This is a genomic window from Allobosea lathyri (genome assembly GCF_900108245.1).
GTDB classification, from domain to species: Bacteria; Pseudomonadota; Alphaproteobacteria; order Rhizobiales; family Beijerinckiaceae; genus Allobosea; species Allobosea lathyri.
The window spans coordinates 779,348-805,906 of sequence record NZ_FNUY01000001.1 but is presented as its reverse complement, the minus strand read 5'-3'; the positions used below and the strand labels follow the sequence as shown (position 1 = coordinate 805,906).

Annotated in this window: 24 protein-coding genes; 13 read left to right on the top strand and 11 right to left on the bottom strand. The window is 66.2% G+C overall.

Features of this window, described 5'->3' with window-relative positions:
- Window positions 1-2: 2 nt before the first annotated feature.
- Entirely contained in the window at window positions 3-1,439 is a 1,437-nt protein-coding gene (locus tag C4S73_RS03670; RefSeq protein ID WP_103871281.1) for an FAD-linked oxidase C-terminal domain-containing protein, read from the bottom strand.
- A 233-nt stretch (window positions 1,440-1,672) separates the two neighbouring features.
- On the opposite strand from C4S73_RS03670, the gene C4S73_RS03665 reads away from it, so the two are divergent.
- The 3 genes from C4S73_RS03665 (at window position 1,673) to C4S73_RS03655 (ending at window position 4,031) form a co-directional block, all read left to right on the top strand.
- Entirely contained in the window at window positions 1,673-2,578 is a 906-nt protein-coding gene (locus C4S73_RS03665) for a LysR family transcriptional regulator (RefSeq protein ID WP_103871280.1), read from the top strand.
- A 60-nt stretch (window positions 2,579-2,638) separates the two neighbouring features.
- Window positions 2,639-3,571, top strand: a complete 933-nt coding sequence (locus C4S73_RS03660; protein ID WP_103871066.1) for an SMP-30/gluconolactonase/LRE family protein — start codon at window positions 2,639-2,641, stop codon at window positions 3,569-3,571.
- Window positions 3,572-3,638: 67 nt separating this feature from the next.
- The gene (locus tag C4S73_RS03655; RefSeq protein ID WP_103871065.1) at window positions 3,639-4,031 is read left to right on the top strand and encodes a hypothetical protein; all 393 of its coding nucleotides are present in this window, start codon (window positions 3,639-3,641) and stop codon (window positions 4,029-4,031) included.
- Window positions 4,032-4,104: 73 nt separating this feature from the next.
- Here the strand turns inward: C4S73_RS03655 and C4S73_RS03650 are convergent, their stop codons facing one another.
- From C4S73_RS03650 to mscL, 3 genes are all read right to left on the bottom strand, one after another.
- Window positions 4,105-5,166 (bottom strand): AbrB family transcriptional regulator, encoded by a 1,062-nt coding sequence (locus C4S73_RS03650; protein WP_160115661.1) that lies wholly within the window; start codon window positions 5,164-5,166, stop codon window positions 4,105-4,107.
- Between the two features lie 141 nt (window positions 5,167-5,307).
- Entirely contained in the window at window positions 5,308-6,501 is a 1,194-nt protein-coding gene (locus tag C4S73_RS03645) for a pyridoxal phosphate-dependent aminotransferase (protein WP_103871063.1), read from the bottom strand.
- Between the two features lie 121 nt (window positions 6,502-6,622).
- Window positions 6,623-7,042 carry a large conductance mechanosensitive channel protein MscL gene (gene mscL / locus C4S73_RS03640; protein ID WP_103871062.1) on the bottom strand — a complete coding sequence of 140 codons (420 nt, stop codon included), beginning with the start codon at window positions 7,040-7,042 and terminating at the stop codon, window positions 6,623-6,625.
- 322 nt (window positions 7,043-7,364) lie between these two features.
- Between mscL and C4S73_RS03635 the strand changes: the two genes are divergently transcribed.
- A complete protein-coding gene (locus tag C4S73_RS03635; RefSeq protein ID WP_103871061.1) occupies window positions 7,365-10,937 on the top strand; it encodes a PAS domain-containing hybrid sensor histidine kinase/response regulator in 3,573 nt (1,190 codons plus the stop codon).
- A 179-nt stretch (window positions 10,938-11,116) separates the two neighbouring features.
- Here the strand turns inward: C4S73_RS03635 and C4S73_RS03630 are convergent, their stop codons facing one another.
- Entirely contained in the window at window positions 11,117-11,677 is a 561-nt protein-coding gene (locus C4S73_RS03630) for a thioesterase family protein (protein WP_103871060.1), read from the bottom strand.
- A 113-nt stretch (window positions 11,678-11,790) separates the two neighbouring features.
- Here C4S73_RS03630 and C4S73_RS03625 point away from each other — a divergent pair, with 113 nt between their 5' ends.
- The 3 genes from C4S73_RS03625 (at window position 11,791) to C4S73_RS03615 (ending at window position 13,239) form a co-directional block, all read left to right on the top strand.
- Window positions 11,791-12,303, top strand: coding sequence for a tyrosine phosphatase family protein (locus tag C4S73_RS03625; RefSeq protein WP_103871059.1), 513 nt, complete (start codon window positions 11,791-11,793; stop codon window positions 12,301-12,303).
- 150 nt (window positions 12,304-12,453) lie between these two features.
- The gene (locus tag C4S73_RS03620; protein ID WP_103871058.1) at window positions 12,454-12,918 is read left to right on the top strand and encodes an Lrp/AsnC family transcriptional regulator; all 465 of its coding nucleotides are present in this window, start codon (window positions 12,454-12,456) and stop codon (window positions 12,916-12,918) included.
- 63 nt (window positions 12,919-12,981) lie between these two features.
- A complete protein-coding gene (locus tag C4S73_RS03615; RefSeq protein ID WP_103871057.1) occupies window positions 12,982-13,239 on the top strand; it encodes an exodeoxyribonuclease VII small subunit in 258 nt (85 codons plus the stop codon).
- An 11-nt stretch (window positions 13,240-13,250) separates the two neighbouring features.
- Here C4S73_RS03615 and C4S73_RS03610 read toward each other — a convergent pair whose 3' ends face one another.
- A complete protein-coding gene (locus C4S73_RS03610; protein WP_103871056.1) occupies window positions 13,251-14,174 on the bottom strand; it encodes a LysR family transcriptional regulator in 924 nt (307 codons plus the stop codon).
- Window positions 14,175-14,260: 86 nt separating this feature from the next.
- On the opposite strand from C4S73_RS03610, the gene C4S73_RS03605 reads away from it, so the two are divergent.
- Both C4S73_RS03605 and C4S73_RS03600 read left to right on the top strand, forming a co-directional pair.
- On the top strand, window positions 14,261-14,824 hold the full coding sequence (locus C4S73_RS03605) for an NAD(P)H-dependent oxidoreductase (protein WP_103871055.1): 564 nt from the start codon (window positions 14,261-14,263) through the stop codon (window positions 14,822-14,824).
- 129 nt (window positions 14,825-14,953) lie between these two features.
- A complete protein-coding gene (locus C4S73_RS03600; protein WP_103871054.1) occupies window positions 14,954-15,874 on the top strand; it encodes a pirin family protein in 921 nt (306 codons plus the stop codon).
- Here C4S73_RS03600 and C4S73_RS03595 read toward each other — a convergent pair.
- A complete protein-coding gene (locus C4S73_RS03595) occupies window positions 15,852-17,075 on the bottom strand; it encodes an MFS transporter (protein ID WP_160115660.1) in 1,224 nt (407 codons plus the stop codon). The genes C4S73_RS03600 and C4S73_RS03595 overlap by 23 nt on opposite strands.
- Before the next feature lie 219 nt (window positions 17,076-17,294).
- Between C4S73_RS03595 and dxs the strand changes: the two genes are divergently transcribed.
- Window positions 17,295-19,205, top strand: a complete 1,911-nt coding sequence (gene dxs / locus C4S73_RS03590) for a 1-deoxy-D-xylulose-5-phosphate synthase (protein ID WP_103871052.1) — start codon at window positions 17,295-17,297, stop codon at window positions 19,203-19,205.
- A gap of 24 nt (window positions 19,206-19,229) precedes the next feature.
- Window positions 19,230-19,967: a TlyA family RNA methyltransferase gene (locus C4S73_RS03585; RefSeq protein ID WP_103871051.1), complete on the top strand. Its 738-nt coding sequence runs from the start codon at window positions 19,230-19,232 to the stop codon at window positions 19,965-19,967.
- Between the two features lie 153 nt (window positions 19,968-20,120).
- On the opposite strand, the gene C4S73_RS03580 is transcribed toward C4S73_RS03585, so the two are convergent.
- On the bottom strand, window positions 20,121-20,630 hold the full coding sequence (locus C4S73_RS03580; RefSeq protein WP_146071267.1) for a hypothetical protein: 510 nt from the start codon (window positions 20,628-20,630) through the stop codon (window positions 20,121-20,123).
- An 86-nt stretch (window positions 20,631-20,716) separates the two neighbouring features.
- On the opposite strand from C4S73_RS03580, the gene C4S73_RS03575 reads away from it, so the two are divergent.
- Both C4S73_RS03575 and C4S73_RS03570 read left to right on the top strand, forming a co-directional pair.
- Entirely contained in the window at window positions 20,717-21,496 is a 780-nt protein-coding gene (locus C4S73_RS03575) for an SOS response-associated peptidase (RefSeq protein ID WP_103871049.1), read from the top strand.
- A gap of 33 nt (window positions 21,497-21,529) precedes the next feature.
- A complete protein-coding gene (locus C4S73_RS03570; RefSeq protein ID WP_103871048.1) occupies window positions 21,530-23,128 on the top strand; it encodes a gamma-glutamyltransferase family protein in 1,599 nt (532 codons plus the stop codon).
- Here the strand turns inward: C4S73_RS03570 and C4S73_RS03565 are convergent.
- The 3 genes from C4S73_RS03565 to C4S73_RS03555 form a co-directional block, all read right to left on the bottom strand.
- Entirely contained in the window at window positions 23,110-23,490 is a 381-nt protein-coding gene (locus C4S73_RS03565) for a GNAT family N-acetyltransferase (RefSeq protein WP_103871279.1), read from the bottom strand. The genes C4S73_RS03570 and C4S73_RS03565 overlap by 19 nt on opposite strands.
- Before the next feature lie 272 nt (window positions 23,491-23,762).
- Window positions 23,763-25,169, bottom strand: coding sequence for an FAD-binding oxidoreductase (locus C4S73_RS03560; protein WP_103871047.1), 1,407 nt, complete (start codon window positions 25,167-25,169; stop codon window positions 23,763-23,765).
- 63 nt (window positions 25,170-25,232) lie between these two features.
- Complete coding sequence (locus C4S73_RS03555; RefSeq protein WP_103871278.1) at window positions 25,233-26,471, bottom strand: class I SAM-dependent RNA methyltransferase; 1,239 nt, start codon at window positions 26,469-26,471, stop codon at window positions 25,233-25,235.
- Between the last annotated feature and the right edge of the window lie 88 nt (window positions 26,472-26,559).

Sequence of the window (26,559 nt, the reverse complement as noted above, 5' to 3'; positions counted from 1 at the left end):
TTTTACGCCGCCACCCGCCCTTCGAGCGGGAACACCTTGGCCGGGTTCAAGAGCCATTGGCCGTCGAACACCGCCCTCACCCGCATCTGCTGGTGCAGGTCGGCCTCGTTGAACTGCACCGTCATCAGGTCGCGCTTCTCGATGCCGACGCCGTGCTCGCCGGTGAGGCAGCCGCCGACCTCGACGCAGAGTTTGAGGATGTCCATGCCGGCATCCTCGGCCTTCTGCGCCTCGACCGGATCGTTGCAGTTGTAGAGGATCAGCGGATGCAGGTTGCCGTCTCCGGCATGGAAGACATTGGCGACGCGCAGGCCATAGCCCTTCACGATCTCGTCCATGCGGCGCAGCACATGGGGAAGCTGGCCGGTCGGGATCGTGCCGTCCATGCAGATGTAGTCGGCGATGCGGCCGGTGGCGCCGAAGGCGGATTTCCGACCCTTCCAGATCGCGGCCGTCTCCATCGCCGATTTGCTCTCCTTCACCGTCTTGACGCCGTGCTCGCGGGCGATCGCGACGATGCGGGCGAGCTGGGCGTCCATCTCGTCATCCGAACCCTCGACCTCGATGATCAGCAGCGCCTCGACATCCATCGGGTAGCCGGCATGCGCGAAGGCCTCGCAAATCTCGATCGCCGGCTTGTCCATGAACTCCATCGCGACCGGGATGATGCCGGCGCCGATGATGGCGGCGACTGCCGATCCCGCTTGTTCGCTGGTGGGGAAGCCGAACAGAACCGGGCGCGCGCCTTCGGCCGAGCGCAGGATCCGCACCGTCGCTTCGGTGACGATGCCGAGCTGGCCTTCCGAGCCGACGATCAGGCCGAGCAGATCGAGGCCGGGCGCATCGAGATGCGCTCCCCCGATTTCGACAATGCTGCCATCCAGCATGACCAGCGTGACGCCGAGCACATTATTGGTGGTGACGCCGTATTTCAGGCAATGGGCGCCGCCGGAGTTCATCGCGATATTGCCGCCGATCGAGCAGGCCAGCTGCGAGGAGGGGTCGGGCGCGTAGAAGAAGCCTTCCGCCATGACCTCGCCGGTGACCGCGAGATTGGTCACGCCGGCCTGCACTTTGGCGACACGGTTGGCGTAGTCGATCTCCAGGATGCGGTTCATCTTGGAGACGCCGATGACGACCGCATCCTCCTGCGGAATCGCTCCACCGGCTAGCGAGGTGCCGGCGCCGCGCGGGACCACGGGCACGCCATGCTTCTCACAATAGGACAGAACCGCCGCGACCTGCTGCGTGGTCGAAGGCAGCACGACGGCGAGCGGCAGGCGGCGATAGGCCGTCAACGCGTCAGTCTCATAAGGCCGCCGTTCATCGGCCGAGGTGATCAGCGCCTCGGGCGGCACGAGCAGGCTGAGGCCGGCGATGATCGCATCGCGACGGGCGAGGATATCGGCGTCTGGAATGGGAAATGCGATTGCGGACATGGCAGGCTCCTTCCAGCTCGCCACCCCTCAGCCCTCATCCTGAGGAGCGAGCAAAGCTCGCGTCTCGAAGGATGATCCAGAGCGCGCTGGAGCATCCTTCGAGACGCCGCTTCGCGGCTCCTCAGGATGAGGGCTCGCGGGAGTGGATGGTCAAGACCCTAGACCAATTCCAACTCGCTTGCAGCGTGGCCTTCGTCCATGATTATTTCCAATTCGGAAAAGATGGATGTCTCATGGACCGGTTCGGCGATCTCGATGTCTTCGCGCATGTGGTGACAGCCAAGAGCATGTCGGCCGCGGGGCGCCAGCTCAATCTCTCGCCCGCCGTCATATCCAAGCGAATCAGGCGGCTCGAGGAGCGGCTGGGCGTGCGTCTGCTGCAGCGTACGACGCGCCAGCTCTCGCTGACCGAAGCCGGCCAGGGCTTCTATGAGCGCGTGGTCTCGATCCTGTCCTCGGTCGAGGATGCGGAAGCCTGGGTCGCGAGCGGCGCCGGGCAGGTGCGCGGTACGCTGCGCGTCTCGGCCCCGACATCCTTCGGGCGGCTGCACATCGCGCCGCATCTCAAGCCGTTTCTCGATGCCAACCCGCAAGTGACGGTCGATCTGGTTCTGAGCGACGCCTTCGTCGATGTCGTCGGCGAAGGCTTCGATCTCGCGGTGCGTATCGCCGACCTGCAGGATTCCAGCCTGGTGGCGAAACGGCTGGCACCGAACCATCGCGTGCTCTGCGCTGCACCGAGCTATCTCGCAACCCAGGGCCTGCCCACCGACATCGAGGAGTTGTCGCGACACACGCTGATCGCCCACAACGCCGACCATTGGCGGCTCGACGGGCCGGAAGGTCCCGTTTCCGTGCGCGTCAACGGCCCGCTCAGGACGAATTCCAGCGAAGTCGTTCGCGAGGCGTTGATCGCGGGCCTGGGTATCGCGCTGCGCTCCACATGGGATGTCGGGCCGGAGCTGAAGTCGGGCGTCCTGCAACGGGTGCTGCCGGACTATTCGGTCGGCAGGCGCGTCGCGGTCCATGCGGTTTATCCCAGCCGCCGGCATATGGAGCAGAAGGTCAGGGCCTTCGTCGACTATCTCGGCGATCTCTATGGAGCGACGCCCTACTGGGATGCCGGCCTCGCATTATGAGCTTGTCTGCCGCGTCGCCATCGACGATCTTCGCGCCCCTTTCTTCTGGAGACGAAGCTCATGTTCGGCGTGATCGAAGGCACCGGATTTTCGGTTCTGGACCCGCGTTTCCATCGCGTGATTCCAGGTTCGGCGCGCGTCGAGCGGCTCTGGACCGGAGCGCGCTGGTCGGAGGGGCCAGCCTGGTTTCGCGCGCACAACACGCTGGTCTGGTCCGACATCCCCAATGACCGGATGCTGCGCTTCGACGCCATGTCGGGACAGACCAGCGTCTTCCGGCAGCCGGCCCGCAACGCCAACGGCAACACCGTCGATCCCAAAGGCCGGCTCGTCACCTGCGAGCATGGCGGCCGACGGGTCACACGCACGGAACATGACGGATCGATCACGGTGCTGGCGGATCACTGGCAGGGCAAACGCCTGAACTCGCCTAATGATCTGGTGGTGAAGTCGGACGGTTCGATCTGGTTCACCGATCCCGATTACGGCATCCTGAGCGACTATGAGGGCAACAAATCCGAGAGTGAGATCGGCTGCTGCAATGTCTACCGCATCGACGCGCAGACCGGCGCGCTGACCATCGTCGCCGATGATTTCGTCAAGCCCAACGGCCTCGCCTTCTCGCCCGACGAACGCATCCTCTACATCGCCGATACCGGCGCGAGCCACGATCCCGAGCACGGACCACGCCATATCCGCGCCTGCGAGGTCACCAAGGACGGCACCGCGCTCAGCCGATCGGAGGTGTTCGCCACCTGCACGGCCGGGCTGTTCGACGGCTTCCGCCTCGATATTGCCGGCCGGATCTGGACCAGCGCCGCCGACGGTGTCCACATCTACGACCCCGATGGCAGCCTGATCGGCAAGATCGCGATCCCCGAGATCGTCGCGAATGTCTGCTGGGGCGGCCCCAAGCTCAACCGCCTGTTCATCTGCGGAACGACCTCGCTCTATGCGGTGATGACGAACACCAACGGCGCGAGCTGGCAATAGGGGAACTTTACCCGTCAGCTGCTGTTCATGGAGAGGCCGCTACAAGGGTTGGCTTGGAGGAAAGACCATGAATCTCAAAGCTATCGTCTTCGGTGCGGCGCTTATTCTGGGATCGGTGACCACGGTCGTCGCCATGCCCATGCATGTCCCGGCAGGCGGAATCGAGCCGACGCAGGCCCAGGTGCGTTGCGACGCGCGCGGCTGCTTCCGTGTCGGCCGGCCGGTGGGACGGGTCTACGGCAATGGCTACGGCCCGCGCTATCGCGGCGGCTATGACAATCGTCGCTATGGGCGTCCGCCCGCCTATGGCGGCCCCGTCTATGGCGGTCGCGGCCCGGTCTATGGCGGCGGCGGCTATCCGCGTCGTGACAGGGGTGTCGATCCCAGTGATTTCAATCGTGGCACAGCCCCGAACATGGTTCCCCCAAGCACCAACGCCAATGGCGGCAACCAGCGATAAGACTCTTCACCAATGCGATCACGGATAGCGGTTTCGCTTCTGTGACGTGACGGATGCCGCAGCTGCCGGAGGCTCAGCCCTTCGGCGGTTCGGCTTTCAGCTTCGCCACGATCAAAGGCATGGCGAGCCCCACGAGCATGAAGCGCGCGAGGTGGTGGGCCCCGACATAGAGCGGGTCGAGCCCCATCGCGAAAGCCAGCATCGCCATCGCCTCGAGACCTCCCGGCGCAAACGCCGCCATGGCGCTGGCATAGGGCACCCCGGCAAGCCAGGCGGCCGGCCAGGCAAAGGCGAAGGCCACCGCGACCGAGACGAAGAAGCCCCCGATCGCGAGCGGAAAAAGCGCCAGGATCTCGCTGCGCTTCACATGCGCGACCCGGCCGCCCATCGACGCACCCAGCAACACGAAGACCGCGATCTGGATTGATTGCGGCAGGGTTCCGTGGACCAGGCCGGCTCCATGCAGCACGGCACTCGCCAGCGTCGCGCCAAGGATGATCGGGGCGGTCACGCCGATGCGCTCGAAGACGAGACCGGCCGCAAGGCCCGAGACGAGCAGAATCAGTAAATCCCCCGCCCCGGCGACCACAACGGTCGGAAGCTGGCCGGGCGGGCTGGATCCCGTCATCTGCATGATCGTGGGCAGGATCGCCACCAGCACGAGGATTCGGAATAGCTGGACGACGGCGATACGGCCGATATTCGCGCCTTTCGCCTGAGCGACCGAGATCACGGCCGCCAACGCTCCCGGCGAGGCTGCAAGCAGAGAATCGATCCAGGACCAGCGCGCGACGTAGCGGAGATAGGCGCCCGTCGTGAGCATGATGGCCCCAAGCCCGACGAACATGACCGCGAGCGAACCGGGATAGCGCGCGGACGCGGCAAGCGCCTCGGGCGTCGCAGCTGAGCCGATCAGCACGCCCGACAGCAGCATGGTGGCGTCGAACCAGGGCTTGCGCAGCGAAGGCAAGGGCCGCGCCATGCCCACGATCGAGATCGCCAGCATGGAACCCGACAGCCATGCCGCCGGCACATCGAACAATGCGAAGAGCCCGCCGCCCAGCGCGGCGAGGCCGATCACCAGCGCTTCGCGCGACCAGATCGTCAGCCGTGTGGGGTAGCCCAGCAGTGCCATTGCGTCTCGACAATGCGCCGCAGCCGAACGGCGCCCGTACGAGCTAATGACGGCACGGCCCATTCCGGTCAATTTGGAATGCGGCCCTGCCGCGCAGGGCGGCCCTGCGCGGAGCGAGAGACCCCTGTCAGCAGACTCGTGTCAGCTCTGGGCCAGAGCGCCCTGCAGCCGCGCCACCGCCTCGACCAGATCGGAGGATTTGCGGGCAAAGCAGAGCCGCAGGCCGGTCTCGCCGCCGGGGCCGAAAGCCGTGCCCGGCGCCAGACCGACATTGGCGTTGTCGACCAGTTCGATCGCCAGGGCCCGCGAATCGCTGCGGCCATCGACCGTGAAGAACTGGTAGAAGGCCCCCACCGGAGCCGCGAGCGAGACCCGGTTCGTCGCCTTCAGGCCTTCGGAGACGATCCTGCGGCCCTCGGATGCGCGCGCGATCTGCTCGGCGATATAGGGTTCGCCCTCGGTCAGCGCCGCCGTCGCGGCACGCTGGACGAAGACCGGCGAACCGGAGGTCGAATACTGGATCATGTTCTCGATGATCTGGCCGAAGGCGGCGGGCGCCTCGATCCAGCCAATGCGCCAGCCGGTCATCGCCCAGTTCTTCGAGAAGGTCTGGACGAAGAGAACGCGATCCTCCTCGTCCATGACGTCATGGAAGGACGCGGCGCGAGGCGACCCGTCATAGACGAAGCGGCCATAGATCTCGTCAGCGATGATCCAGATGCCATGCTTGCGGGAGAGCGCGAGCAACGCCGCCATCTCGTCCCTGGTCGCGGTCCAGCCGGTCGGGTTGGCCGGCGAGTTTATCACCAGCGCACGGGTCTTCGGCGTGATCGCGGCAGCGAGCTTGTCGAGGTCGAGCGTGAAGCGACCCTCCGCCAGATCCATCGGCACGCAGACCGCCTTGGCGCCAGCGACGCCGATCGCAGCGGCGAAATTCGGCCAGGCCGGAGTCGGGATGACGATCTCGTCGCCTGGACCCGCCACGAGCCGGACGCAGATCTGGACCGACTGCATGCCGGAGCCGGTGACGAAGAAGCGCTCGGCCGAGAAGGGCTGGCCATAGAGCGCGGCATGATAGTCCGCGAGCGCCTGGCGCAGCTCGGGCACGCCGCGCTGCCAGGTGTAGAAGGTCTCGCCCGCAGCCAGTGAGGCATTGGCGGCGCGCACGATGAAATCGGCCGTCGGAAGATCGCCCTCGCCGACCCAGAGCGGGATCAGGCCCGGCTTGAGGCGGCCGTGGTTCATCACCTCGACAATGCCGCTCTCGGGCGCGTTGCGGGCCTCGGGCCTCAATTCGGCGATCAGGCGCGCGCCCGGCAGCGTCGTGGTGGTCATGCGTATCAAACCTCGCGATCAGGAGCCCTTCCTTTAGCCGATGACGGCGAAAGGAAGCATGAAATCGCGAGATCGGGTCGATCGGTCGCGGTGATGAATCACCGCGACCGGCGTGCCTGGATTAAACGGCTTTCTGCCTGAGCAGATCGCGGATTTCCGTGAGCAGGACGACGTCGGCGGCCGGCGGGGCCGGTGTTTCCGGCTTGGCAGCCTCGTTCTTGCGCAGCTGGTTGATGCCCTTCACCACCAGGAACAGGACGAAGGCGATGATCAGGAAATTGAGGGCGACGGTCAGGAACGAGCCATAGGCCAGAACCGCACCCTGCTTCTTCGCTTCATCGAGAACAGGCGCGGTGACGCCGCTGTTGAGCCCAACATAGTAGTTCGAGAAGTCGAGACCGCCGATTGCCCCGAAGAACGGCATGATGATGTCGGAGACGAGCGAATCGACGATCTTGCCGAAGGATGCGCCGATGATCACGCCGATGGCGAGGTCGACGACATTGCCCTTCAGCGCGAATTTCTTGAATTCCTCAAGCATGCTGTGCCCTTTCGGCTCCGTAGTCGCGGCCCGGCTGCCCCGGTGCCACTGAGGAACCCGAACGCTAACCCAGCCACGTGCAGCTTAGAAGCCTGGATCATTGCCGCGAAGCGATCGGTTCACAGGCAAAAGCCGGTCGAGATTCACGTTGATCTGCGCAGAATGGCCTATGGTGACAGTGTCCCAGCAAAGTTAAAGTTGGCGCACGTCTGAACGATACAGAGGCAGCTGGAAACCACGAAAGCATGATGTCGCCCCAAGACCGGCTCCCACGACGCACCGGCATGGACCATCGCTCCGGCCTCCTGCTGCGGGACGCGCCATGATCCCGGCCTGGTCCGTCGTGCTGGCGGCGTTGGCGTATCTTTGCGCGCTGTTCGCCATCGCCCATATCGCCGACACGTCCGGGCGCCGGCTGATTACCGGGCGGGCGCGAACGACGATCTACGCGCTGGCTCTCGGCGTCTACTGCACCTCCTGGACCTTCTACGGCTCGGTCGGCTTCGCCAACAGGGCGGGTCTCGACTTCCTCGGCATCTATGTCGGGCCGATCCTGGTCATCGGTTTCGGCCACCGTTTCGTCGCGCGCATCGTCGGCATCGCGAAATCGCAGAATATCACCTCGATCGCCGATTTCGTCGGCGCCCGCTACGGCAAGAGCGAGCGCGTCGCGGCGCTGGTCTGCATCGTCGCCGTCATCGGCGCCCTGCCCTACATCGCCCTGCAGCTCAAGGCCGTCGCCAATTCGCTATCGGTGTTCCTGGCGGCAACCGGAGGCCACGCCCCGACACCCGATGTGCCGGTTCTCAGCGATCTCGCCTTCCTGGTGGCGATCGTGCTCGCGGGCTTCGCCTGCGCGTTTGGGACCCGGCATATCGATGCGACCGAGCATCAGGACGGGTTGGTCCTGGCGATCGCGGTCGAGTCGCTGATCAAGCTCGTCGCCTTCCTCGTGCTGGGCGTGTTCATCATCTACGGCCTCTTCGACGGTGCAGCCGATTTTCTCGCGAAGGTGGCGAAGCCTCCCGAAGGACTGCCGCCGATATGGGAGCGCACATCGAGCTGGCCGACTTTCCTGACGCTGACGCTGCTCTCGTCCTGCGCTGCCCTGCTGCTGGCCCGCCAGTTCCATATGACGATCGTCGAGAACCGCGATGCGCGCGATGTCCGCCGCGCCGCCTGGATGTTCCCGCTCTACCTGATCCTGATCAACCTCTTCGTGCTGCCGCTTGCCATGGCCGGCGAGGCACTGCTGCCCGGCGCCAATATCGACCGCGACATGACCGTGCTGCTGCTGCCATTGCAGCGCGAGGCCAGCCTGATCGCATTGTTCGTCTTCGTCGGCGGCCTTTCGGCTGCGACCGCCATGGTGATCGTCGCCTCGGTCGCGCTCGCCATCATGATCTCGAACCATCTCGTGATGCCGCTGCTGCTGCGCGGCCGCGGCGGCCTCAGCGACCCCCGCCGATCGCTCGTCCCGAGCAAGTCCCAGGGCGAAGCCGGCGGCACGACCGGCGGCGATCTCGGCTCGCAGATCGTGATCATCAGGCGTTGCGCCATCCTCGTCGTGATACTGCTCGGCTATGCCTATTACCGCGCGGCGGGCGAAGCGGCGCTGGTGTCGATCGGCCTTTTGTCCTTTGCGGCGACAGCGCAGATCGCGCCGGCGTTCTTCGGCGGGCTCATCTGGCGGCGCGGCACGGCGCTCGGCGCGGCAGCAGGGCTGGTGATCGGCATCGTGACCTGGGCCTATACGCTGCTGATGCCCAGCCTGGCGTATCCCGGCAGCTATTGGAGCGACATCGTCGCGCTGGGACCGCTCGGCACGGCCGCGCTGCGGCCCGAAGCCATGCTGGGGCTCGACCTGCCCGCGCTTGCCCATGGCGTGGTCTGGAGCCTTGGGCTCAACATCATGGCCTATATCGGCTTCTCGCTGATGCGGCCGGCCAATGCGATGGAGCGCCTGCAGGCCAACGCCTTCGTCGAATCCGACCGGGCCACGATGGCCCAGTCCTTCATGCTCTGGCGCTCGACCGTGACCGAGGCGGAGCTGCAATCGACCATCGGCCGCTATCTCGGGCAGGAGCGGACGCAACGCGCCTTCGAGGGGTTTGCGACATCGCGCGGCGAAGAGCCCAACGCCAACCGCGATGCCGACATCCATCTGCTGCGCTTCGGCGAGCATCTGCTGTCCTCGGCGATCGGGGCGGCGTCGTCGCGGCTCGTGCTGTCGCTGCTGCTGAAGCGGCGCAACCTCACCACCGAAGCCGCCTTCAAGCTGCTCGACGATGCTTCGGCTGCGCTGCAATACAATCGCGACATTCTCCAGCACGGGCTCGACCATGCCGGCCAGGGCATCACGGTGCTCGACCGCGACCTGCGCCTTCTCGCCTGGAACCAGGCCTTCATCCAGCTCTACGACCTGCCGCCCTCGCTCGTCCGCTTCGGCACGGGGCTCGACGAGATCGTCCGCTTCAATGCGGCGCGCGGCGCCTATGGCGATGGCGAGCAGGACGATCTTATGGCGGCCCGGCTCGAAAGCTTCGTCAACGACCGCGAGCCGGTGCGGCTCAAGCTGTTCCCGTCGAAGAAGGTCATCGAGATCCGGACCAACCCGCTGCCCGATGGCGGCTTCGTGACGACCTACACCGACATCACCGAAGCCGTGCAGGCCCAGGAGGATCTGGAGCGCACCAATGAAAGCCTGGAGCGCCGCGTCGTCGAGCGCACCGAAGAAATCCTGCGCGTCAATACCGAGCTGCAGCGCGCCAAGGCCGAGGCGGAAGCCGCCAACGCCTCGAAGACACGTTTTCTCGCCGCCGCCAGCCACGACATCCTGCAACCGCTCAATGCCGCGCGCCTCTACGCGACGTCGCTGGTGGAGCGGGATCGCCATGCCGGCAGCCCGGACCTTGCCGAGAATATCGACGCCTCCCTCGACGCGGTCGAGGAAATCCTGACCGCGCTGCTCGAGATCTCGCGCCTCGACGGCGGCGCGCTGAAGCCGGAGCTGACCGCATTCCGGCTCGACGAACTTGTGCGCCAGCTCCAGCGCGAATTCGAGCCAAGCGCCCAGGAGAAGGGCCTGAAGCTCGTCTTCATGCCGACGACCCTGACCTTGCGCTCGGATCGCCGGCTGCTGCGACGGCTGCTGCAGAACCTCGTCTCGAACGCGATCAAGTATACCCCGAGCGGCAAGGTGCTGGTGGGCTTCCGCCGGCGTGGTTCGCAAGTCGCGCTGGAGGTCATCGATACCGGCCTCGGCATTCCCCAAAGCAAGCAGAAGACGGTATTCCGCGAATTCCAGCGACTCGACCAGGGCGCCAAGGTGGCGCGCGGGCTCGGGCTCGGCCTGTCGATCGTCCAACGCATCGCGCGGGCGCTCGATCATGGGCTGACGCTGGATTCGGTGCCGGGACGGGGCTCGCGCTTCTCGGTGCTGGTGCCGCGCGCCGCGCCGCTACCGGCCATGGCAACGGGTTCGGGCGTTCGCCATACCCCGGCCGCCCAACTGGCCGGACTGAAACTGCTCGTAATCGACAACGAGCCATCCATCCTCGACGGGATGAAGCTGCTGCTGGAGGGCTGGGGTTGTGTCGTCGCGACTGCGGCGGGCCTCGACGAAGCGCTGGCTCTGGTTGGACGCAAGGACGAACCCGATGTCGTGATCGCGGACTATCACCTCGACCATGGCAATGGCATCAGCGCGATCAGCGCGCTGCGCGAGCGGGCGAGATCGCCAAAGCCCGCAATCCTGCTCACCGCCGACCGCACGCCCTATGTGCGCGAGGCGGCGGCCGCCCTGGATATCCACCTCCTCAACAAGCCGCTGAAGCCCGGAGCCTTGCGCGCCCTGCTGGCGCAATGGCGTGCAACGCGGATCGCGGCGGAATAGCGTCGGCCTAGAGCAGGCTGCTTTTATAAGGAAACCCGCGGTCATCCCGGGCGTAGCGAAGCGGAGACCCGGGATCCATTCCGGAGCGCTGGTCGATAAGGTTTCGGAATGGATCCCGGATCAGCGCGGCTACGCCGCTTGTCCGGGATGACTTACTTCCGGCTGAAAAGCAGCGCGTTCTAGCGACCGCGCGAGGCCGCGCTGCGCATCGCTTCTTCGGAGGCGAGGAATGCGGCGACCTCCGGGGCAGGCTCGGGGCTTGGCGTGGCGGCGCCGATCTCGCCCAGCAGGCGCTCGACCGGCACGAAGCTCTTGGCCGCCTTGTCATAAAGTGCCGCGCGCACCAGAGCGACCGCAGCCACGATCTCGCTGCCGTCCCGCCCCGTCGCCAGGACGCGATGCTGCATGACGAGCCAGGATTCGCTCCAGCACAGGATCGTGGTCTCGACCTCGAAGCGGCGGAACAGGCGCAATTCGCGCCGGAAGCGGATGGTGCCCGCATTGACCACCGGCAGCCAGCGATGGCGCAGCACCGCGCGCCATAGCCCGGTGCGCAGCATCAGGTCGGTACGGCCAAGGTCCATCAGCGACCAGTAGCGGCCATTGTTCATGTGCAGGCTGGTGTCGAGATCGTGGAACCAGACACGGAAGGGAAGCAGGGACCGCTCATGCGGCGCCTTCAGCTTGGGCCGAAACGGCGTCGACAACAGCAGCCAGAACAGCCGGAACCAGAGATTCATCGCGGCTCCAAATGATGTGGGCGAGAGGATTTCAGGCGCTTCTAAAGGAGATCCCGGCGAAGTCGATCATGGTATTGTCTTAGCCGAACCTCGCCACCATCAGGATTGTGCCGATGCCGACACTGCATGTCTCATCGCTGTCGAAGCTGCACGAAACAGTCGCCGCCGTGCACGCCAGCCATGTCGTGACATTGATCAATGTCGACACCGTCGTCGAGCGCCCCGCCGGGATCAACAAGGCCAACCACCTGTTTCTCGGCATGTCCGACATCGTCGCGCCGATGGACGGGCATGTTATTCCGGCGGAAAAACATGTCGGACGTTTCCTGGCCTTCGTCAGGGAGTGGGACCGCAACGCCCCGCTGGTCATTCATTGCTGGGCCGGCATCAGCCGCTCGACGGCCGCCGCCTATATCGCGGCCTGTGCGCTTGGTCCCGCACGCGACGAGGATGAGATCGCGCAGATCCTGCGCGCCGCATCGCCCTCGGCCACGCCCAATGCGCGGCTGGTCGCGATCGCCGACCAGATGCTAGGCCGGGAGGGCCGGATGAGCAGCGCGATCGAGCGGATTGGCCGTGGTGCGGATGCCTTCGAGGGCACGCCTTTCGCCCTCGCCTTGGCCTGAGCGGCAGGCACTTTGCCCATGCAGCTTCGTGCGGCCCATCGCGATGCTGACGCGGATATGAGCGCTCGATTTCAAGAATGATGCAGAAAATTGCTTGCCTCCGGCTAAATTTGCGACAATGCATCGCGCAAGAGGGGGCCAGCCGAAGCCATGACGATCGAACTCGATTCCCGCGACCGCTCCATTCTGCGCATCCTGCAGATGGATGGCCGGATCACCAATTCGGACCTCGCCGAAAAGGTGCACCTGTCGCCGTCGGCCTGCCTGCGCCGCGTTCGCCAGCTCGAAGAGAGCGGGCTGATCCGTGGCTATGCCATGATGCTCGACGACAAGATCGCGGGTTTTCCGGGCACGGCCTTCGTCTTCGTCACGCTCGACCAGCAGGGCCGCGCCTCGCTCGAAGGTTTCGAGCAGGCCGTGCAGAGCCTGCCCGAGATCCTGGAATGTCATCTGCTTGCCGGCGCCCATGACTATCTGATGCGGGTGATCTATCGCGACAGCGCCGATTTCGAACGCATCCATACCGACATCATCACGCAGTTGCCGGGCGTCACCCGCGTGCAGTCGACACTGACATTGCGCACCATCAAGAAGAGTTCTGCGCTGCCGGTTTGACCGCCGAGGGTTGCAGCATGAGCCACTCCGGCGGATAAGCTTGCCGCAAATGGGAATCATGCCGTGAGCGAAGCCAAAACCAACGCCGATGTCGCCACCCTGCCCTTCGAGGCGGCGCTGAAGGAACTCGAAGCGATCGTTGCCCGTCTCGAGCGCGGCGACGTGCCGCTCGAGGAATCGATCGACATCTACACCCGCGGCGAGACCTTGAAAGCCCGCTGCGATGCGCTGCTGAAGCATGCCGAGGCGCGGATCGAGAAGATCACGCTCGGAGCCGATGGCAAGCCGACGGGCGCGACGGCACTCGACGTCGACAAATAGGCGCGCAGGCCTCAGGCGGCCGCGCCGTCCCAGGTTTCGAGCCCACCGATCAGCGACTCGACCAACCCCGCAACATGCTGGACGCCGGCGTCGCTGCCGCGCCGCCTGTGCCAGGCGATATGCAGCGGGAAGCCCTCGACCGGGATCGGCGGCGGCAAGGCCACGAGATCGGCGCGCGTGGCTGGCGGCAGGCAGCGGCTCGGCAATAGCGCAATCAGGTCCGAGCCCGCGAGCAAAGGCGGCACCATCAGGAAGCTTGGCACGACGAAGCCGATGCGCCGGGTCCGGCCAAGCCGGGCCAGCGCCTCGTCGAGCGCCCCTTGCGTCTCGCCGCGGCCCGAGACCAGCACATGCGGAAAAGCCAACCAGCGGTCGAGATCGAACCCGTCGAGCGCCGGGTGGTGCTGGCGCAGCGCGACCAGATAGCGCTCGCGAAACAATTCCTTGCGGGTGAAATCGGCCTCGACCATTGGAAAAACCGAGACCGCAAGATCGATAGCGCCGCGCGCGAGGCCTTCGAGCGCAGCGTCGGCGCCATGCCAGGGCATGATGGCGAGCGTGATGCCCGGCGCGGTCCGCGCCAGTTGCGCCTGCAATGCCGGCGCAATCGCTGCCGCAGGTTGATCGGACATCAGCACCCTCACCGTCTGCCGGATGGCGCCAAGGTCGGGCCGGCGCGGCTCCAGCAGCACGGCCATGCCGGCCAGCACGTCCTTGACCGGCTGTGCCAGCGCCTGCGCCCTGGGCGTCAGCACCATGCCTCCGGCGCCACGCTCCAGCAGACGGTCACCGAAAAGCTGCCGGCAGCGTTCCAGCGCACTCGACGCCGCCGGCTGCGACAGGCCGACACGCTCGGCGGCGCGTGAGACATGCGCCTCGTCGAGCAGCGCATCGAGGATGACGAGAAGGTTCAGATCAACGCCACGTAAATTCATGAAATCGATAATACGATATACAAACCATCCATTGGAATGATTTTCTTGACGCCGGCATCCTCCTGATCACCGCAAAGGAGATTGCCATGACCAAGACCCTGATCCTGCTGTTCCACCCGCATTTCGAGCGCTCGCGCGCCAACAGGGCGCTCGCAGCGGCCGCGAGGAGCATGCCCGGCACAGAGGTCGTCGACATGCAGGCGCTATATCCCGATGGGCAGATCGACACCGATACCGAGGTGCGCCAGTTGCTGTCGGCCGACCGCATCGTCTTCCAGTTCCCGGTGCAGTGGTATTCGACCCCGCCGCTGCTAAGGGCATGGCAGGACGCCGTATTGACGCGGATGTTCTACATCCATCCCGAAGCGGAGGGAGCCAGGCTCGCCGGCAAGCCGCTGTTGATCGCCGCCACGGCCGGCAATGTGCCGGAGGCCTATGCGCCACAGGGCCAGAACCTGTTCCCCTTGCGTGAGCTGCTGCGCCCGCTACAGGCGACGGCACACCGCTGCAAACTCGACTGGGCCGAGCCCTTCCTGATCTACGATGCCCATAAGGCAGACGAGGAAGCCTTGCAGGCCGCAGGCGAGCATTATGTCGCAAGGTTGGGCCGGCTCGCGGCGCGGGCCATGCCCGCAAGCGCGAGCGCCTGAAAATGCTGCGGTTGGCCCGGCGCACTCTTGCCGGAAGTACACGCTTGCCGAAGCACACCCTTGCCGAAGCACACCCTTGCCGAAGCGCGCCGTTCCCGTCAGGCTCCGCGCCAGACAGAGGAGCACGCCATGTCCCAACTCCCCGCAGAAGACCCCATCCCGGGCGATGCCCGCTCCTGCCAGGCGATCGAGGAGGTGATCGTGTCGCGCGCCCGCGACCTCGGCGGTTTCTCGGTCCGGCGCGCCCTGCCCTCGATCGGGCGCAAGATGGTCGGGCCTTTCATCTTCTTCGACCAGATGGGACCAGCCGAGTTCCTGCTCGGCGAGGGCCTCGATGTCCGTCCGCATCCGCATATCGGACTCTCGACCGTGACCTATTTGTTCGACGGCGAGATCACGCATCGCGACTCGCTGGGTACCGAGATGGCGATCCGGCCGGGTGCGGTGAACCTGATGACGGCCGGAAGCGGCATCGTGCATTCCGAGCGGACGGGGCTGGAGGAGCGCCGGAAACCGCCGAAGCTCTACGGCATCCAGGCCTGGCTCGCCTTGCCGAAGACGCATGAGGAGATCAAGCCGGAGTTCATCCACCATGGCGCGCCCGAATTGCCGCGCATCGTCGAAGGCGGCAAGCGCATCAGCCTGATCATGGGCTCGGCCTATGGCCAGACCTCGCCGGTGAAATTCCCGTGGGACGCGCTCTATGCGGAGGCCGTGCTGGCTCCAGGCGCAATCCTGCCGCTCGACCCCGACTATGACGAGCGCGCCGTCTATGTCGTCTCCGGCAAGATCGACATCGCCGGCGATGAGTTCGGCGCCGGTCAGCTGCTGGTCTTCAAGCCCGGCGACCGCATCTCGATCCTCGCCATCGACCAGAGCCGGCTGATGCTGGTCGGCGGCGAGCCGATGGATGGCCCCCGCCATATCTGGTGGAACTTCGTGTCGTCCTCGAAAGAGCGGATAGATCAGGCCAAGGCGGAATGGAAGTCCGGCCGCTTCGACACCGTGCCCGGCGACGAGACGGAGTTCATTCCGCTGCCTGAAGCCTGAGTTCGCCAGCCGGCATCGTCTTCAGTGCCGGCATTCCCGAGGCCAGGATCGCCAGCGTCGAGAGCGCGAACAACGTGACCGGCAGCCACATTGCCATCTGGAGCCCGAGCCATTCGCCGGCCAGACCGCCGGCCAGGGCGCCGAGCGGGCGCATGCCGAAGGTCGCCGTGGTCAGCGTCGCGCTGACCCGACCGAGCAGGATCTGCGGCGTCACCGCCTGACGCAGGCTGGTCTGGACGATGGACCAGAGGATCGGCCCGAAACCGAACAGGAAGAAGGCGAGCGCCAGAGCCGGCCAGCCCCATTGCGCCGGGGCGAATGCCAGCAGGCCCGCGCCCAGGAGCGAAGAGGCGGGGCCGAAGACCAGCAGGAACCCGGTCGGCAGCCTCGCGATCAGCGCCGCGCCGCTGAGTGCCCCGGCGATCAGACCCGCACCATAGACCGACGATGCAAGCCCGATGGTTTCGGGGCTCAGCAGGAGAATGCGCGCCGCATAAGGCGTGACGATCGCCAGAAAGGCGAAGAAGGCGATGTTCCAGCCGATGGCGCACAGCGCGATCGGCCTGAGATAGGGATGGCGGGCGACGAAGGCGCCGCCCTCCGCAATGGCGCGGTGGAGGGGCTGGCGCGGCGGCATTGCGGGACGCTCGCGCGGAAGTCGCGCTGCCGCAGCCAGCACCATCAGACCCGCCAGCGCGCATAGCAGCAGGCCGAGCGCGCCGATGCCCCGCGCCACGGCCCAGCCGGCGATCAGCGGCGCTGCAAGGCTGAAGCAGGCGCGGCCGAGTTCGAGCCGGCCATTGGCACGCGGCAGCGCGGCGATATCGACCATGCGCGGCAGCATGACGAAGACGGACAGCGCGATGACGACCGGCCCGGCAGCCGCGACGAAGGTGGAGATGGCAAGCCATCCGCCGGTCTCGCCTGCCGCGAGCAGGCCTGCTCCGGCGAGTGCGCCAACGACCATCAAGGCTCCGCCCAGCAGGATCAGGCTGCGCGGCGCGATTCGATCGGCGACGACGCCGGCCGGCAGCGAGACGATGAGCCAGGCGGCCGATTGCGCGGCAACGAGGAGCCCGACAAGGCGCGGGCTCGCCCCGCCTTGCGTAGCTGCAAGGGTAATCGTGTCGAGCGCCAGCTTGTCGGCGAACTGGGCCATGATTCCGGCCATGAGCAGAGCCGGCAGAAGGGGCGATGACATTGCGTGCATCCCTGGTCGAAGCTGAGAGCGAGCTTTTCCACGCCGTCGCTCCTGCTCCCACCCGAATCCTGTCGTAATGGGCTTGCATCCCGTAATGGGCTTGCATCCCGTAATAGGCTTGCATCCCGTAATAGGCTTGCATCGCTTGGCGGGTTTGCCAGCTTGGCCCTTAGGCACTATTCCAGCGACAGCTTTTCAAAACGAGATCAGGCCCGTTTCGTGCCACGTCCCCACACACCCCTCCTCGATACGATTCACCACCCCTCCGACCTGCGGGCGCTGGGCGACGCGCAGCTGCGCCAGCTCGCCGACGAATTGCGTCTCGAGACGATCGACGCGGTCTCGGTCACGGGCGGGCATCTCGGCGCCGGGCTCGGCGTGGTCGAGCTCACCGTCGCCTTGCACCATGTCTTCGATACGCCACGCGACCGGCTGATCTGGGATGTCGGCCACCAGGCCTATCCGCACAAGATCCTGACCGGGCGGCGCGAGCGCATCCGCACCTTGCGCCAGCCGGGCGGGCTTTCCGGCTTCACCCGGCGTTCGGAGAGCGAATACGACCCGTTCGGCGCGGCGCATTCCTCGACCTCGATCTCGGCGGGGCTCGGCATGGCTGTCGGGCGAGATCTCGCCGGCAGGGCGGGCAATGTCGTGGCGGTCATCGGCGACGGCTCGATGTCGGCCGGCATGGCCTATGAGGCGATGAACAATGCCGGCGCGCTTGGCTCGCGCCTCGTCGTCATCCTCAACGACAACGACATGTCGATCGCGCCGCCTGTGGGGGCGATGTCGGCCTATCTGGCAAGGCTCGTCTCGGGCCGGACCTACCGCTCGATCCGCGAGGTCGCCAAGAGCCTGGCCGAGCGGCTGCCGCGCTTCTTCCACGACAAGGCCAGGCGCACCGAAGAATATGCGCGCGGGTTCTGGACCGGCGGCACGCTGTTCGAGGAGCTCGGCTTCTACTATGTCGGGCCGATCGACGGCCATAATCTCGACCATCTGCTGCCCGTGCTGCGCAATGTCCGCGATGCCGGCAATGGGCCGATCCTGGTCCATGTCGTGACGCAGAAGGGCAAAGGCTATGCGCCCGCCGAAGCCAGCGCCGACAAGCACCATGCCGTGGTCAAGTTCGATCCCGTGACCGGCCAGCAGGCCAAGGCACCGGCGAACGCGCCGAGCTACACCAAGGTCTTCGCGAACGCGCTGATCAAGGCCGCACGCGAGGACGATAAGATCGTCGCGGTGACGGCGGCGATGCCGTCAGGCACCGGGCTCGATGCCTTCGGCCAGGAGTTTCCGGGCCGCACCTTCGATGTCGGCATTGCCGAGCAGCATGCCGTGACCTTCGCGGCGGGGCTGGCCACCGAGGGCTACAAGCCGTTCTGCGCGATCTACTCGACCTTCCTGCAGCGCGCCTATGATCAGGTCGTGCACGACGTCGCCATTCAGAAGCTGCCGGTTCGTTTCGCGCTCGACCGCGCAGGCCTTGTCGGAGCCGATGGAGCGACGCATGCGGGCGCCTTCGACATCGCCTATCTCACTTGCCTGCCCGACATGGTGGTGATGGCCGCGGCCGATGAAGCCGAACTGACCCATATGGTCGCGACGGCCGCGGCTTATGACGACGGGCCGATCGCGTTCCGCTATCCGCGCAGCGAAGGCGTGGGCATCGAGCTCCCCGATGTCGGCATTCCCCTGGAAATCGGCCGGGGCCGCATCGTGCGCGAGGGTACGCGCGTCGCGCTGCTCTCGCTGGGCACGCGCCTTGCCGAATGCATGGCAGCGGCAGAGCTTCTGGGCCAGCGCGGTCTCTCGACCACTGTGGCCGATGCGCGTTTCGCCAAACCGCTCGACGAGGCGCTGATCCTGCGGCTGGCGCGGGAACACGAGATTCTTATCACGGTCGAGGAAGGCTCGACCGGTGGCTTCGGCGCCCATGTGCTGCATCTGCTCGCTCGCACCGGACTGCTCGATGGCGGCCTGAAGATCAGGACGCTGACACTGCCGGACGTCTTCCAGGAGCATGACAAGCCCGACGCCATGTATGCGCAGGCCGGTCTCGATGCCGCCGGCATCGTGCGCACGGTCGAAGGCGCGCTCGGGGCGCCGGCCGCCATCAAGCTTGCCTGACGCGCGAGGCCGCCGGGGTACGACATGAAAAGCCGGGCCGACCAGTTGCTCGTCGAGCGCGGCTTCTTCGAGAGCCGGTCCCGCGCGCAGGCCGCGATCGCAGCGGGGCTCGTCACCGCCAATGGCGCGCCGGTCCGCAAGGCTTCGGAGATGGTGGCGCAAGATGCCGAATTGACGGCTGAGGCTCCGCATCCTTACGTCTCGCGCGGCGGCCTCAAACTCGCCTCGGCGCTCGATGTCTTCGGCTTCGATGCCATGGGGCGCGTCTGTCTCGATGTCGGCGCCTCGACCGGCGGCTTCACCGACCTGCTGCTCAAGCGCGGCGCAAGGCAGGTGGTGGCGGTCGATGTCGGGCGCGACCAGCTGCACGCCTCGCTGCGCGGCGACCCGCGCGTGCTGAGCCTGGAGGCGCAGGACATCAGGACTCTGACGCCGGACGACCTGCCGGAGCCGCCGACGCTGGCGGCGATCGATGTCAGCTTCATCTCGCTGAAGCTCGTCCTGCCGACTGTTGCGGCGCTGCTCGCGCCGACCGCCCTGCTGGCGGCTCTGATCAAGCCGCAATTCGAGGCCGGCCGCGCCGCCTTGAAGAAGGGTATCGTCAGGGACGAAGCCATCCATGCCAGCGTCTGCGCCGATATCGTGGCGCTGCTGGGCGAACTCGGCTTTTCCGTGGAAGGGCCGACCCCCTCCCCGATCGAGGGCGGAGACGGCAATCGCGAGTTTCTCGTGGGGGCGGCGCGCGGCCTGAGCCCTGCCTAGAGCGTGCTGCATTTTCGTGGAAACGCGGGTCATCCCGGGCGCAGCGTAGCGGAGACCCGGGATCCATGCCTGAACATCGATCGCAAGCGCTCCGGAATGGATCCCGGGTCAAGCCCGGGACGACGGCATGTTTCCGAGTGAAATCAGCACGCTCTAGCCGGCAAGCAGCGCGTCGATCTCGTCCTGGATGTGATGATCCTCGAATGTGCCGACATCGACGCTGCCATTGGCGTTGATGAAACGCGTGGCACGGCCGATCAGCTTGCGCAGGGCTTCGCTGGCGACATCGACAATGGAGGTCAGGTCCAGATTGGCCGGCGCGTCGAGGAGCAGCGCGGTCACCGTCGTGACCAGCCGGGTCATCGCACAGCACAGTTCCTCGAATGCGGCGCGGCGCGCAGGGTCGATGCGCTCGTAAGCCGCCAGCGCCGAGGGGGCGCAGCGCAATTGCGAGGTTTCAAAATGCGCGCGATAGCCGACGCTTCGCCAGGCCCTGAGATCGTCGAGAATCGATTCGTCGACGAGCGCCAGTTCCAGCAGCATCAGCGCTTCGCTGTAGCGATTGAGGAAATCGGTCGAGAGTCGGGGAGCCTGCGACGCGCCTGCCCAGCCGTCCGCCATATCCGCCATGTCAGCCAGCGATTTCGTCGCGGAGACGGTCATCATGAGCCCCAAACCGGCGCGACTATGCTGGCCCAAACCCAAATAAAGTGTTGATCCGGACCGCTCGTCTCGCCACATCTGCACCTATGTGCGGACGCTACGCCATCACCCTGCCGCCCGAGGCGATGCGCGAGGTTTTCGCCTATCGCGAGCAGCCTAATTTCCCGCCGCGCTACAACATCGCGCCGACGCAGCCCGTACCCGTGGTGCGCCTGCATGAAGGCGCGCGACAGTTCATCCTGATGCGCTGGGGCTTCATTCCCGGCTGGGTCAAGGACGTGAAATCCTTTCCGCTCGTCCTCAACATCCGTGGCGAGAGCGCAAGCGAGAAGCCATCGTTCCGGGCCGCGCTCGTGCGTCGGCGCGGCCTGATGCCGGCGGACGCCTTCTACGAGTGGCACCGCGTGAGCCAGGGCCGGCAAGGCCAGAACAACGCCTATCTGTTCCGACGCCCCGACCGCGGCGTCTTTGCTTTTGCCGCCCTGTGGGAGACCTGGCATTCGCCCGACGGTTCGGAAATCGACACCGTCGCGCTGGTCAACGGCCCGGCGAACGGGCTTATGGCCGCGATCCATGATCGCTGTCCGGTGATCATCGATCCCAGGGATTTCGACGCCTGGCTCGACCCCATGACCGAGCCGCGCGATGCCGGCGCCATGCTCAGGCCGCCGCCGGACGATCTGCTGGAGATGGTCAGGATCGGCCCTGCGGTGAACAAGGTGGCCAATGACGGGCCAGAGGTGCAAGCCCCGTTCGATCCTGCCGCCGTTCCTCCGGTGTCGGCGAACGAGCCGCGTGCCGAGACCCCTCCCCGCAAACGCCCGGCCCGCATGCCGAAAACGGATGACCAGGGCAGCCTCTTCTAGGGCATGCTGGCGCAAACAACGGGGAGAGAACGCATGCTTGGTGGCCGCCCGACGACGAGTTCCCGCCACGGCATGGTCGCCGCGGCCCATCCGCTGGCGGCGCAGGCCGGCGCACGGATTCTGGCCAATGGTGGCAATGCCTTCGACGCGGCAGCGGCGACAGCGGCGGCATTGAATGTGGTCGAGCCGTTCATGTCGGGCCTTGCCGGTCTGGGGCTGGCGACGATGTGGGTCGCCAAGGAGGCCCGAATCCGCGTTCTCGACTTCGTGCCAGCTATTCCCGCCAGCTTTCCGGCGGAGCGTTTCAAGGAGCGTGCCGAACTTGAGCGCGGCGCGCTGCCGGTCGCGACGCCCGGCAACCTCGCCGGCTGGTGCGAACTGGCCGGCACCTATGGCCGGACGTCGCTCGCGAACATTTTCGCTCCTGCTATCGCGCTGGCGCAGGACGGTTTCCCGATCGCCGAGTTCGGCGCGCTCGAATTCAACGAGCACCTTCCTTTAAGGACGACCTATCCTGCTTTGCATGAGAACTGGGCGCGCAACTATTTGCCCGATGGCGCGCGCGTCGAGGTGGGCTCGATCCTGCGCCAGCCCGATCTCGCCCGGACGTTTCAGGCCATTGCGAGCGAAGGCCCCGACCACCTCTATCGCGGCAAGTTGGGGGAGCAGATCGTAGCGCATCTGGCAAGCCTCGGCGGCAGCCTGACCATGGCGGACCTCGCCAAGGCCGCGCCGGTCTGGCGCGAGCCGCTGGCAGTGAGCTATCGGGGGCTCAAGGTTCACGTGCCGTCGCCACCCTGCGAAGGCTTCCAGTTCCTGCTGGCGCTGCGCATTCTCGACGGTGTCGACCTGTCCGGATTGGCGCGTAACGGCGCCGAGCATCTCGACCTGCTCTACCGCGCCATCCGCCTGTCGGCCGGCGTGCGCATCGCCCATAACGATCCGGCTCCCGACCTGCTCGCGGAGATCTTGTCGGACGCCAGGGTCGAGGCCTTGCGTACCCGTCTCCATGACGGCCAGCCGATTACCGGGCCGACTGAGCAATGGATGCCGCGGGCCGGCGAGGACCCCGGCCATACGACATCCTTCTCGATCGCGGATCGCGAGGGCAACCTGATCTGTGTGACCCAGAGCCTGGGCAGCCCTTTCGGCAGCGGCGTGGTGGTTCCCGGCACCGGGGTCTGCCTCAACAACTTCCTGTACTGGGCGGATGTCCAGCCCGGCAGCCCCAACCGCTCGCAGCCGGGCTCGGCGCTGCCGATCTGCATGGCGCCGAGCATTTCGACGCGTGATGGGGTGCCTGTCCTCGCGCTGGGCACGCCCGGGAGCTACGGCATCCTGCAGACGCAGGTGCAGGCCATGGTCCAGTATCTCGATTTCGGCCAGCCCCTGCAGCAGGCGATCGAGGCCCCCCGAGCCAGGCTCTGGGACGGGCGGTCGGTGCATATCGAGAACCGCATCCCGGCGGCGACGATCGACGAGCTGCGCCGGCGCGGGCACGAGATCGAAGTCTTCGACACCGGCTGGACGATGAAGACGGGCGGCATGCAGGCGGTCTCCGTCAACCCGGCGACAGGGGCGTTCACGGGCGCAGCCGATCCGCGGCGGGATGGCTACGTCGCGATGCCCTGAGGCCGGCGCTCATAATAGACGTCCCACTCATCCTGCCCGGTCATGGTGAAACCCTGGCGGGCATAGAAGCGGCCCGCTTCGCTCTTCTGGAGAACGCTGAGGCGAACCGGCAGGGCTGCTGCGTCAGCCTCCTGCAGCACCTGCCGCAGGACGGCTTGCCCAAGGCCCCTGCCCTGCTGCTCAGGAAGAATGTAGAAATGCTCGAGCAGCAGGCCGTCTTCTGACATCCCCAGAGCCACGCAGCCCGCCAAGGCTCCGCCGACGGTGATGAGCCTTGTGTGTTCCGGCCGGAACGTGCTGCGGAAGCGATCATAAGCGCGCTGCCTGTCGAAGCGCCCGATCCGCTCGAGGCTCTCGCGCATCGCGAGAATCCTGAGATCGAATAGTCTGTCGAAGTCAGCTTCCGACGCTTGTTCCAAGACGAACACGTTGTGGCCCTCACAATCTGATCACGCGGCCTTGGCTCTCAACCACACCGTCATCCTGGGCGCAGCGAAGCGGAGACCCAGGATCCATCACAGGGCCAAGTCATTGCCAGAATCGGCGCTCTACGATGGATCCCGGAGCTGCGCGGCTTTGCCGCTGGTCCAGGATGACGGCATGTTTAAGAGCATAAACAGCCGTCTCCCGCGGTTTAGAGCACGGCGCCGGGGTTCAGGATGCCCTTGGGATCGAGCGTTGCCTTCAGTGTGCGCATCAGGTCGAGCTCGACGGGGTCCTTCACGCCCGGCAGCAGATAGCGCTTGAGCCGGCCGATGCCGTGCTCGGCCGAGATCGAACCATGCATCTCGCTGACGATGGCGTGCACCGCGTGGTTCATCTCTTCCCAGCGCGCGAGGAAGGCCGCCTTGTCGCTGCCGACCGGCTGACTGACGTTGAAGTGGATGTTGCCGTCGCCAAGATGCCCGAAGGGTATCGGACGGCAACCCGGTACCATCTGCTCGACCGTGGCGATCGCGCGCGCCAGGAATTCCGGCGTCGCATGCAGCGGCACGGAGACGTCGTGCTTGATCGAACCACCCTCATAGGTCTGCACTTCCGACAGCATCTCGCGCAGTTTCCAGAAATCGGCGCGCTGATTGAGCGAGCTCGCGAGCGCCGCATCGGTGACGAGGCCGTTCTCCAGCGCCTCGCCCAGGAAGGTCTCGACGGCCTCGTCGAGACCGGCCGCCGACTGCGCCGAGACTTCCATCAGCACATACCAGGGCGAGGGCTCGGACAGCGGATCGCGCGTGCCCGAGGCATGGCGCAGCACGAAGTCGAGGCCGATGCGCGGCATCAGCTCGAAGGTCGTCAGCGTGCCGCCTGCGCCAGCCTTGGCTGCGTTGAGCAGGGCCAGCGCTTCTTCCGGGCCGGGCACGGCCAGGAATGCGGTGGCACGCGCGGCGGGCAGCGGGAACAGCTTCAGCACGGCGGCCGTGATGATGCCCAGCGTGCCCTCGGCGCCGATGAAGAGGTTCTTCAGATCGTAGCCGGTATTGTCCTTGCGCAGCTGCTTCAGGCCGTTCCAGATCCGGCCATCGGCCAACACGACCTCGAGCCCCATGCAGAGCTCGCGCGCATTGCCATAGGCGAGCACCGCGGTGCCGCCCGCATTGGTCGAGAGATTGCCGCCGATGGTGCAGCTGCCTTCAGATGCGAGCGAAAGCGGGAAGAGGCGGCCGGCGGCTTCGGCCGCGTCCTGAGCCCGCTGGAGCGTCACGCCGGCCTCGACGATCATGGTGTCGCCCTCGACATCGACGGCGCGGACCTTGTCGAGCCGCTGCAGCGAAAGAATGATCTCCCGGCCATCGGCGACGGGAATCTGCCCGCCGACCAGGCCGGTATTGCCGCCCTGCGGCACCAGGGTCGTGCCGGTCTCTGCGGCGAGTTTGACCAGCGCCGCGACCTCCGCCGTCGAGCCAGGCCGAACAATGGCCTGCGCCTTGCCGCGAAACAGATCCCGCCATTCCCTGAGGTAGGGCACCATGGCGTCGGGGTCGACGATCACGTTCTTCGCGCCGACGATGCCGGCCATTCCGTCCAGAATGGATGAGCTCATAATGTCTCCGACTTGAATATTTGGACTTCGCCGCTTCAGTACTGGCGCTTCAGTACTGGCGCTTCAGTACTTCTTGGGCCGCCTGAACACGCCGACCAGTTCGATATGAGCGGAATAGCGGAACTGATCGACAGGCGTGACGCCTTCCAGCGCATAACCGCCCGCGATCAGGATCGCAGCGTCGCGCGCGAAGGTGCCGGCATCGCAGGAGACATAGACGACCGTGCCCAGCTTCGAGGCGGCCAGACGCTTCGCCTGCGCCTCGGCGCCGGCGCGCGGCGGATCGAGCACGACGGCGTCGAAGCCATTCAGCTCATGCTCCAGCAAGGGGCGCCGGAAAAGGTCGCGGACCTCCGCGGCGATCGGTTTCAGCCCTTGCGTCGCGCCGGCCGCGCGGGTCAGCGCCAGAATGGCGGCCTTGTCGCTCTCGACCGCCAGGACCTTCATCCGCTCGGCCAGGCGGAAGCTGAAGGGACCGCAGCCGGCGAACAGGTCCGCGACATGCTTCGCCTTCGGCAGGGCTGCCAGCACCAGCGCGGCGATCGTCTCCTCGCCGGTCACGGTCGCCTGCAGGAAACCGCCGGAGGCAGGCGCGACCGACGCCTTGCCCATGCGCTGGAGCGGCGGGCGGCGCTCGACGATGATCTCGCCATGCATTGCCAGCCGCGCAAGGTCGAGCCGCTCGGCCGCTTCCGTCAGCGAGAGCCTCAGCTTGTCGCCGGCCGGGCCGTGGCCGCGAATGTCCACATCAAGGCCACCATCGGAGGCAGTGATCTGGAGATCGAGCGGCTTGTTGGAGCCGCCGAGACGGTTGGCCAGCAATTGCGCCACCGCAGGAGCCCGCACCAGACCGGGCGCCAGGACCGGGCAGGCCTCGACGGCTATCAGATCATGGCTGCGCGCCTGCATGAAGCCGACGAGCATGCCGATGCCCTCGCGGCGGGCATGGAAAGTGACGCGCCTGCGGCCGGCGCCATGCGCATCGACGATCTCGGCGACCGGCGCCTCGATCCCTGCACGCCCGAGCGCGGTTACGACCTGCTGGCGTTTCCACTCGCTGTAGAGGCCCGGCGCCATATGCTGGGCTGCGCAGCCGCCGCAACGGGTGAAGAGCGGACAGATCGCGGCGATCCGCGACTGTGCGGGCGCGATGATCTCGACCAGCTGGCCGCGTTCCCCGTCGCGCACCACGCGCACGGTTTCGCCGGGCAACGTGTAGGGCACGAAGACCTGGCCGGTGGGCGTCTCGGCGATGCCATCGCCGCGCGCGCCGAGACGCGCGATGGTGAGTGTCTCGTTCATGGCGAGCATTGTCCCCGGCACATCGCCTCCGGCAGGGTTTTCGTCGGCGGATGTCATCTTGGCGTGGGGTTGCATGTCGACTTGCTGG

Bases quoted from the DNA above. Each gene is read 5' to 3' on its own strand.
- C4S73_RS03630 (WP_103871060.1), bottom strand. From the start codon at position 11,677: ATGAATCTCTGGTTCCGGCTGTTCTGGCTGCTGTTGTCGACGCCGTTT.
- C4S73_RS03565 (WP_103871279.1), bottom strand. From the start codon at position 23,490: ATGCGCGAGAGCCTCGAGCGGATCGGGCGCTTCGACAGGCAGCGCGCT.
- C4S73_RS03595 (WP_160115660.1), bottom strand. From the start codon at position 17,075: ATGTCATCGCCCCTTCTGCCGGCTCTGCTCATGGCCGGAATCATGGCC.
- C4S73_RS03560 (WP_103871047.1), bottom strand. From the start codon at position 25,169: ATGAGCTCATCCATTCTGGACGGAATGGCCGGCATCGTCGGCGCGAAG.
- C4S73_RS03570 (WP_103871048.1), top strand. From the start codon at position 21,530: ATGCTTGGTGGCCGCCCGACGACGAGTTCCCGCCACGGCATGGTCGCC.
- C4S73_RS03605 (WP_103871055.1), top strand. From the start codon at position 14,261: ATGACCAAGACCCTGATCCTGCTGTTCCACCCGCATTTCGAGCGCTCG.
- C4S73_RS03575 (WP_103871049.1), top strand. From the start codon at position 20,717: ATGTGCGGACGCTACGCCATCACCCTGCCGCCCGAGGCGATGCGCGAG.
- C4S73_RS03620 (WP_103871058.1), top strand. From the start codon at position 12,454: ATGACGATCGAACTCGATTCCCGCGACCGCTCCATTCTGCGCATCCTG.
- C4S73_RS03635 (WP_103871061.1), top strand. From the start codon at position 7,365: ATGATCCCGGCCTGGTCCGTCGTGCTGGCGGCGTTGGCGTATCTTTGC.
- C4S73_RS03625 (WP_103871059.1), top strand. From the start codon at position 11,791: ATGCCGACACTGCATGTCTCATCGCTGTCGAAGCTGCACGAAACAGTC.
- C4S73_RS03655 (WP_103871065.1), top strand. From the start codon at position 3,639: ATGAATCTCAAAGCTATCGTCTTCGGTGCGGCGCTTATTCTGGGATCG.
- C4S73_RS03665 (WP_103871280.1), top strand. From the start codon at position 1,673: ATGGACCGGTTCGGCGATCTCGATGTCTTCGCGCATGTGGTGACAGCC.
- C4S73_RS03660 (WP_103871066.1), top strand. From the start codon at position 2,639: ATGTTCGGCGTGATCGAAGGCACCGGATTTTCGGTTCTGGACCCGCGT.
- C4S73_RS03555 (WP_103871278.1), bottom strand. From the start codon at position 26,471: ATGAACGAGACACTCACCATCGCGCGTCTCGGCGCGCGCGGCGATGGC.
- C4S73_RS03645 (WP_103871063.1), bottom strand. From the start codon at position 6,501: ATGACCACCACGACGCTGCCGGGCGCGCGCCTGATCGCCGAATTGAGG.
- C4S73_RS03650 (WP_160115661.1), bottom strand. From the start codon at position 5,166: ATGGCACTGCTGGGCTACCCCACACGGCTGACGATCTGGTCGCGCGAA.
- C4S73_RS03580 (WP_146071267.1), bottom strand. From the start codon at position 20,630: ATGACCGTCTCCGCGACGAAATCGCTGGCTGACATGGCGGATATGGCG.
- C4S73_RS03670 (WP_103871281.1), bottom strand. From the start codon at position 1,439: ATGTCCGCAATCGCATTTCCCATTCCAGACGCCGATATCCTCGCCCGT.
- C4S73_RS03610 (WP_103871056.1), bottom strand. From the start codon at position 14,174: ATGAATTTACGTGGCGTTGATCTGAACCTTCTCGTCATCCTCGATGCG.
- mscL (WP_103871062.1), bottom strand. From the start codon at position 7,042: ATGCTTGAGGAATTCAAGAAATTCGCGCTGAAGGGCAATGTCGTCGAC.
- C4S73_RS03585 (WP_103871051.1), top strand. From the start codon at position 19,230: ATGAAAAGCCGGGCCGACCAGTTGCTCGTCGAGCGCGGCTTCTTCGAG.
- C4S73_RS03600 (WP_103871054.1), top strand. From the start codon at position 14,954: ATGTCCCAACTCCCCGCAGAAGACCCCATCCCGGGCGATGCCCGCTCC.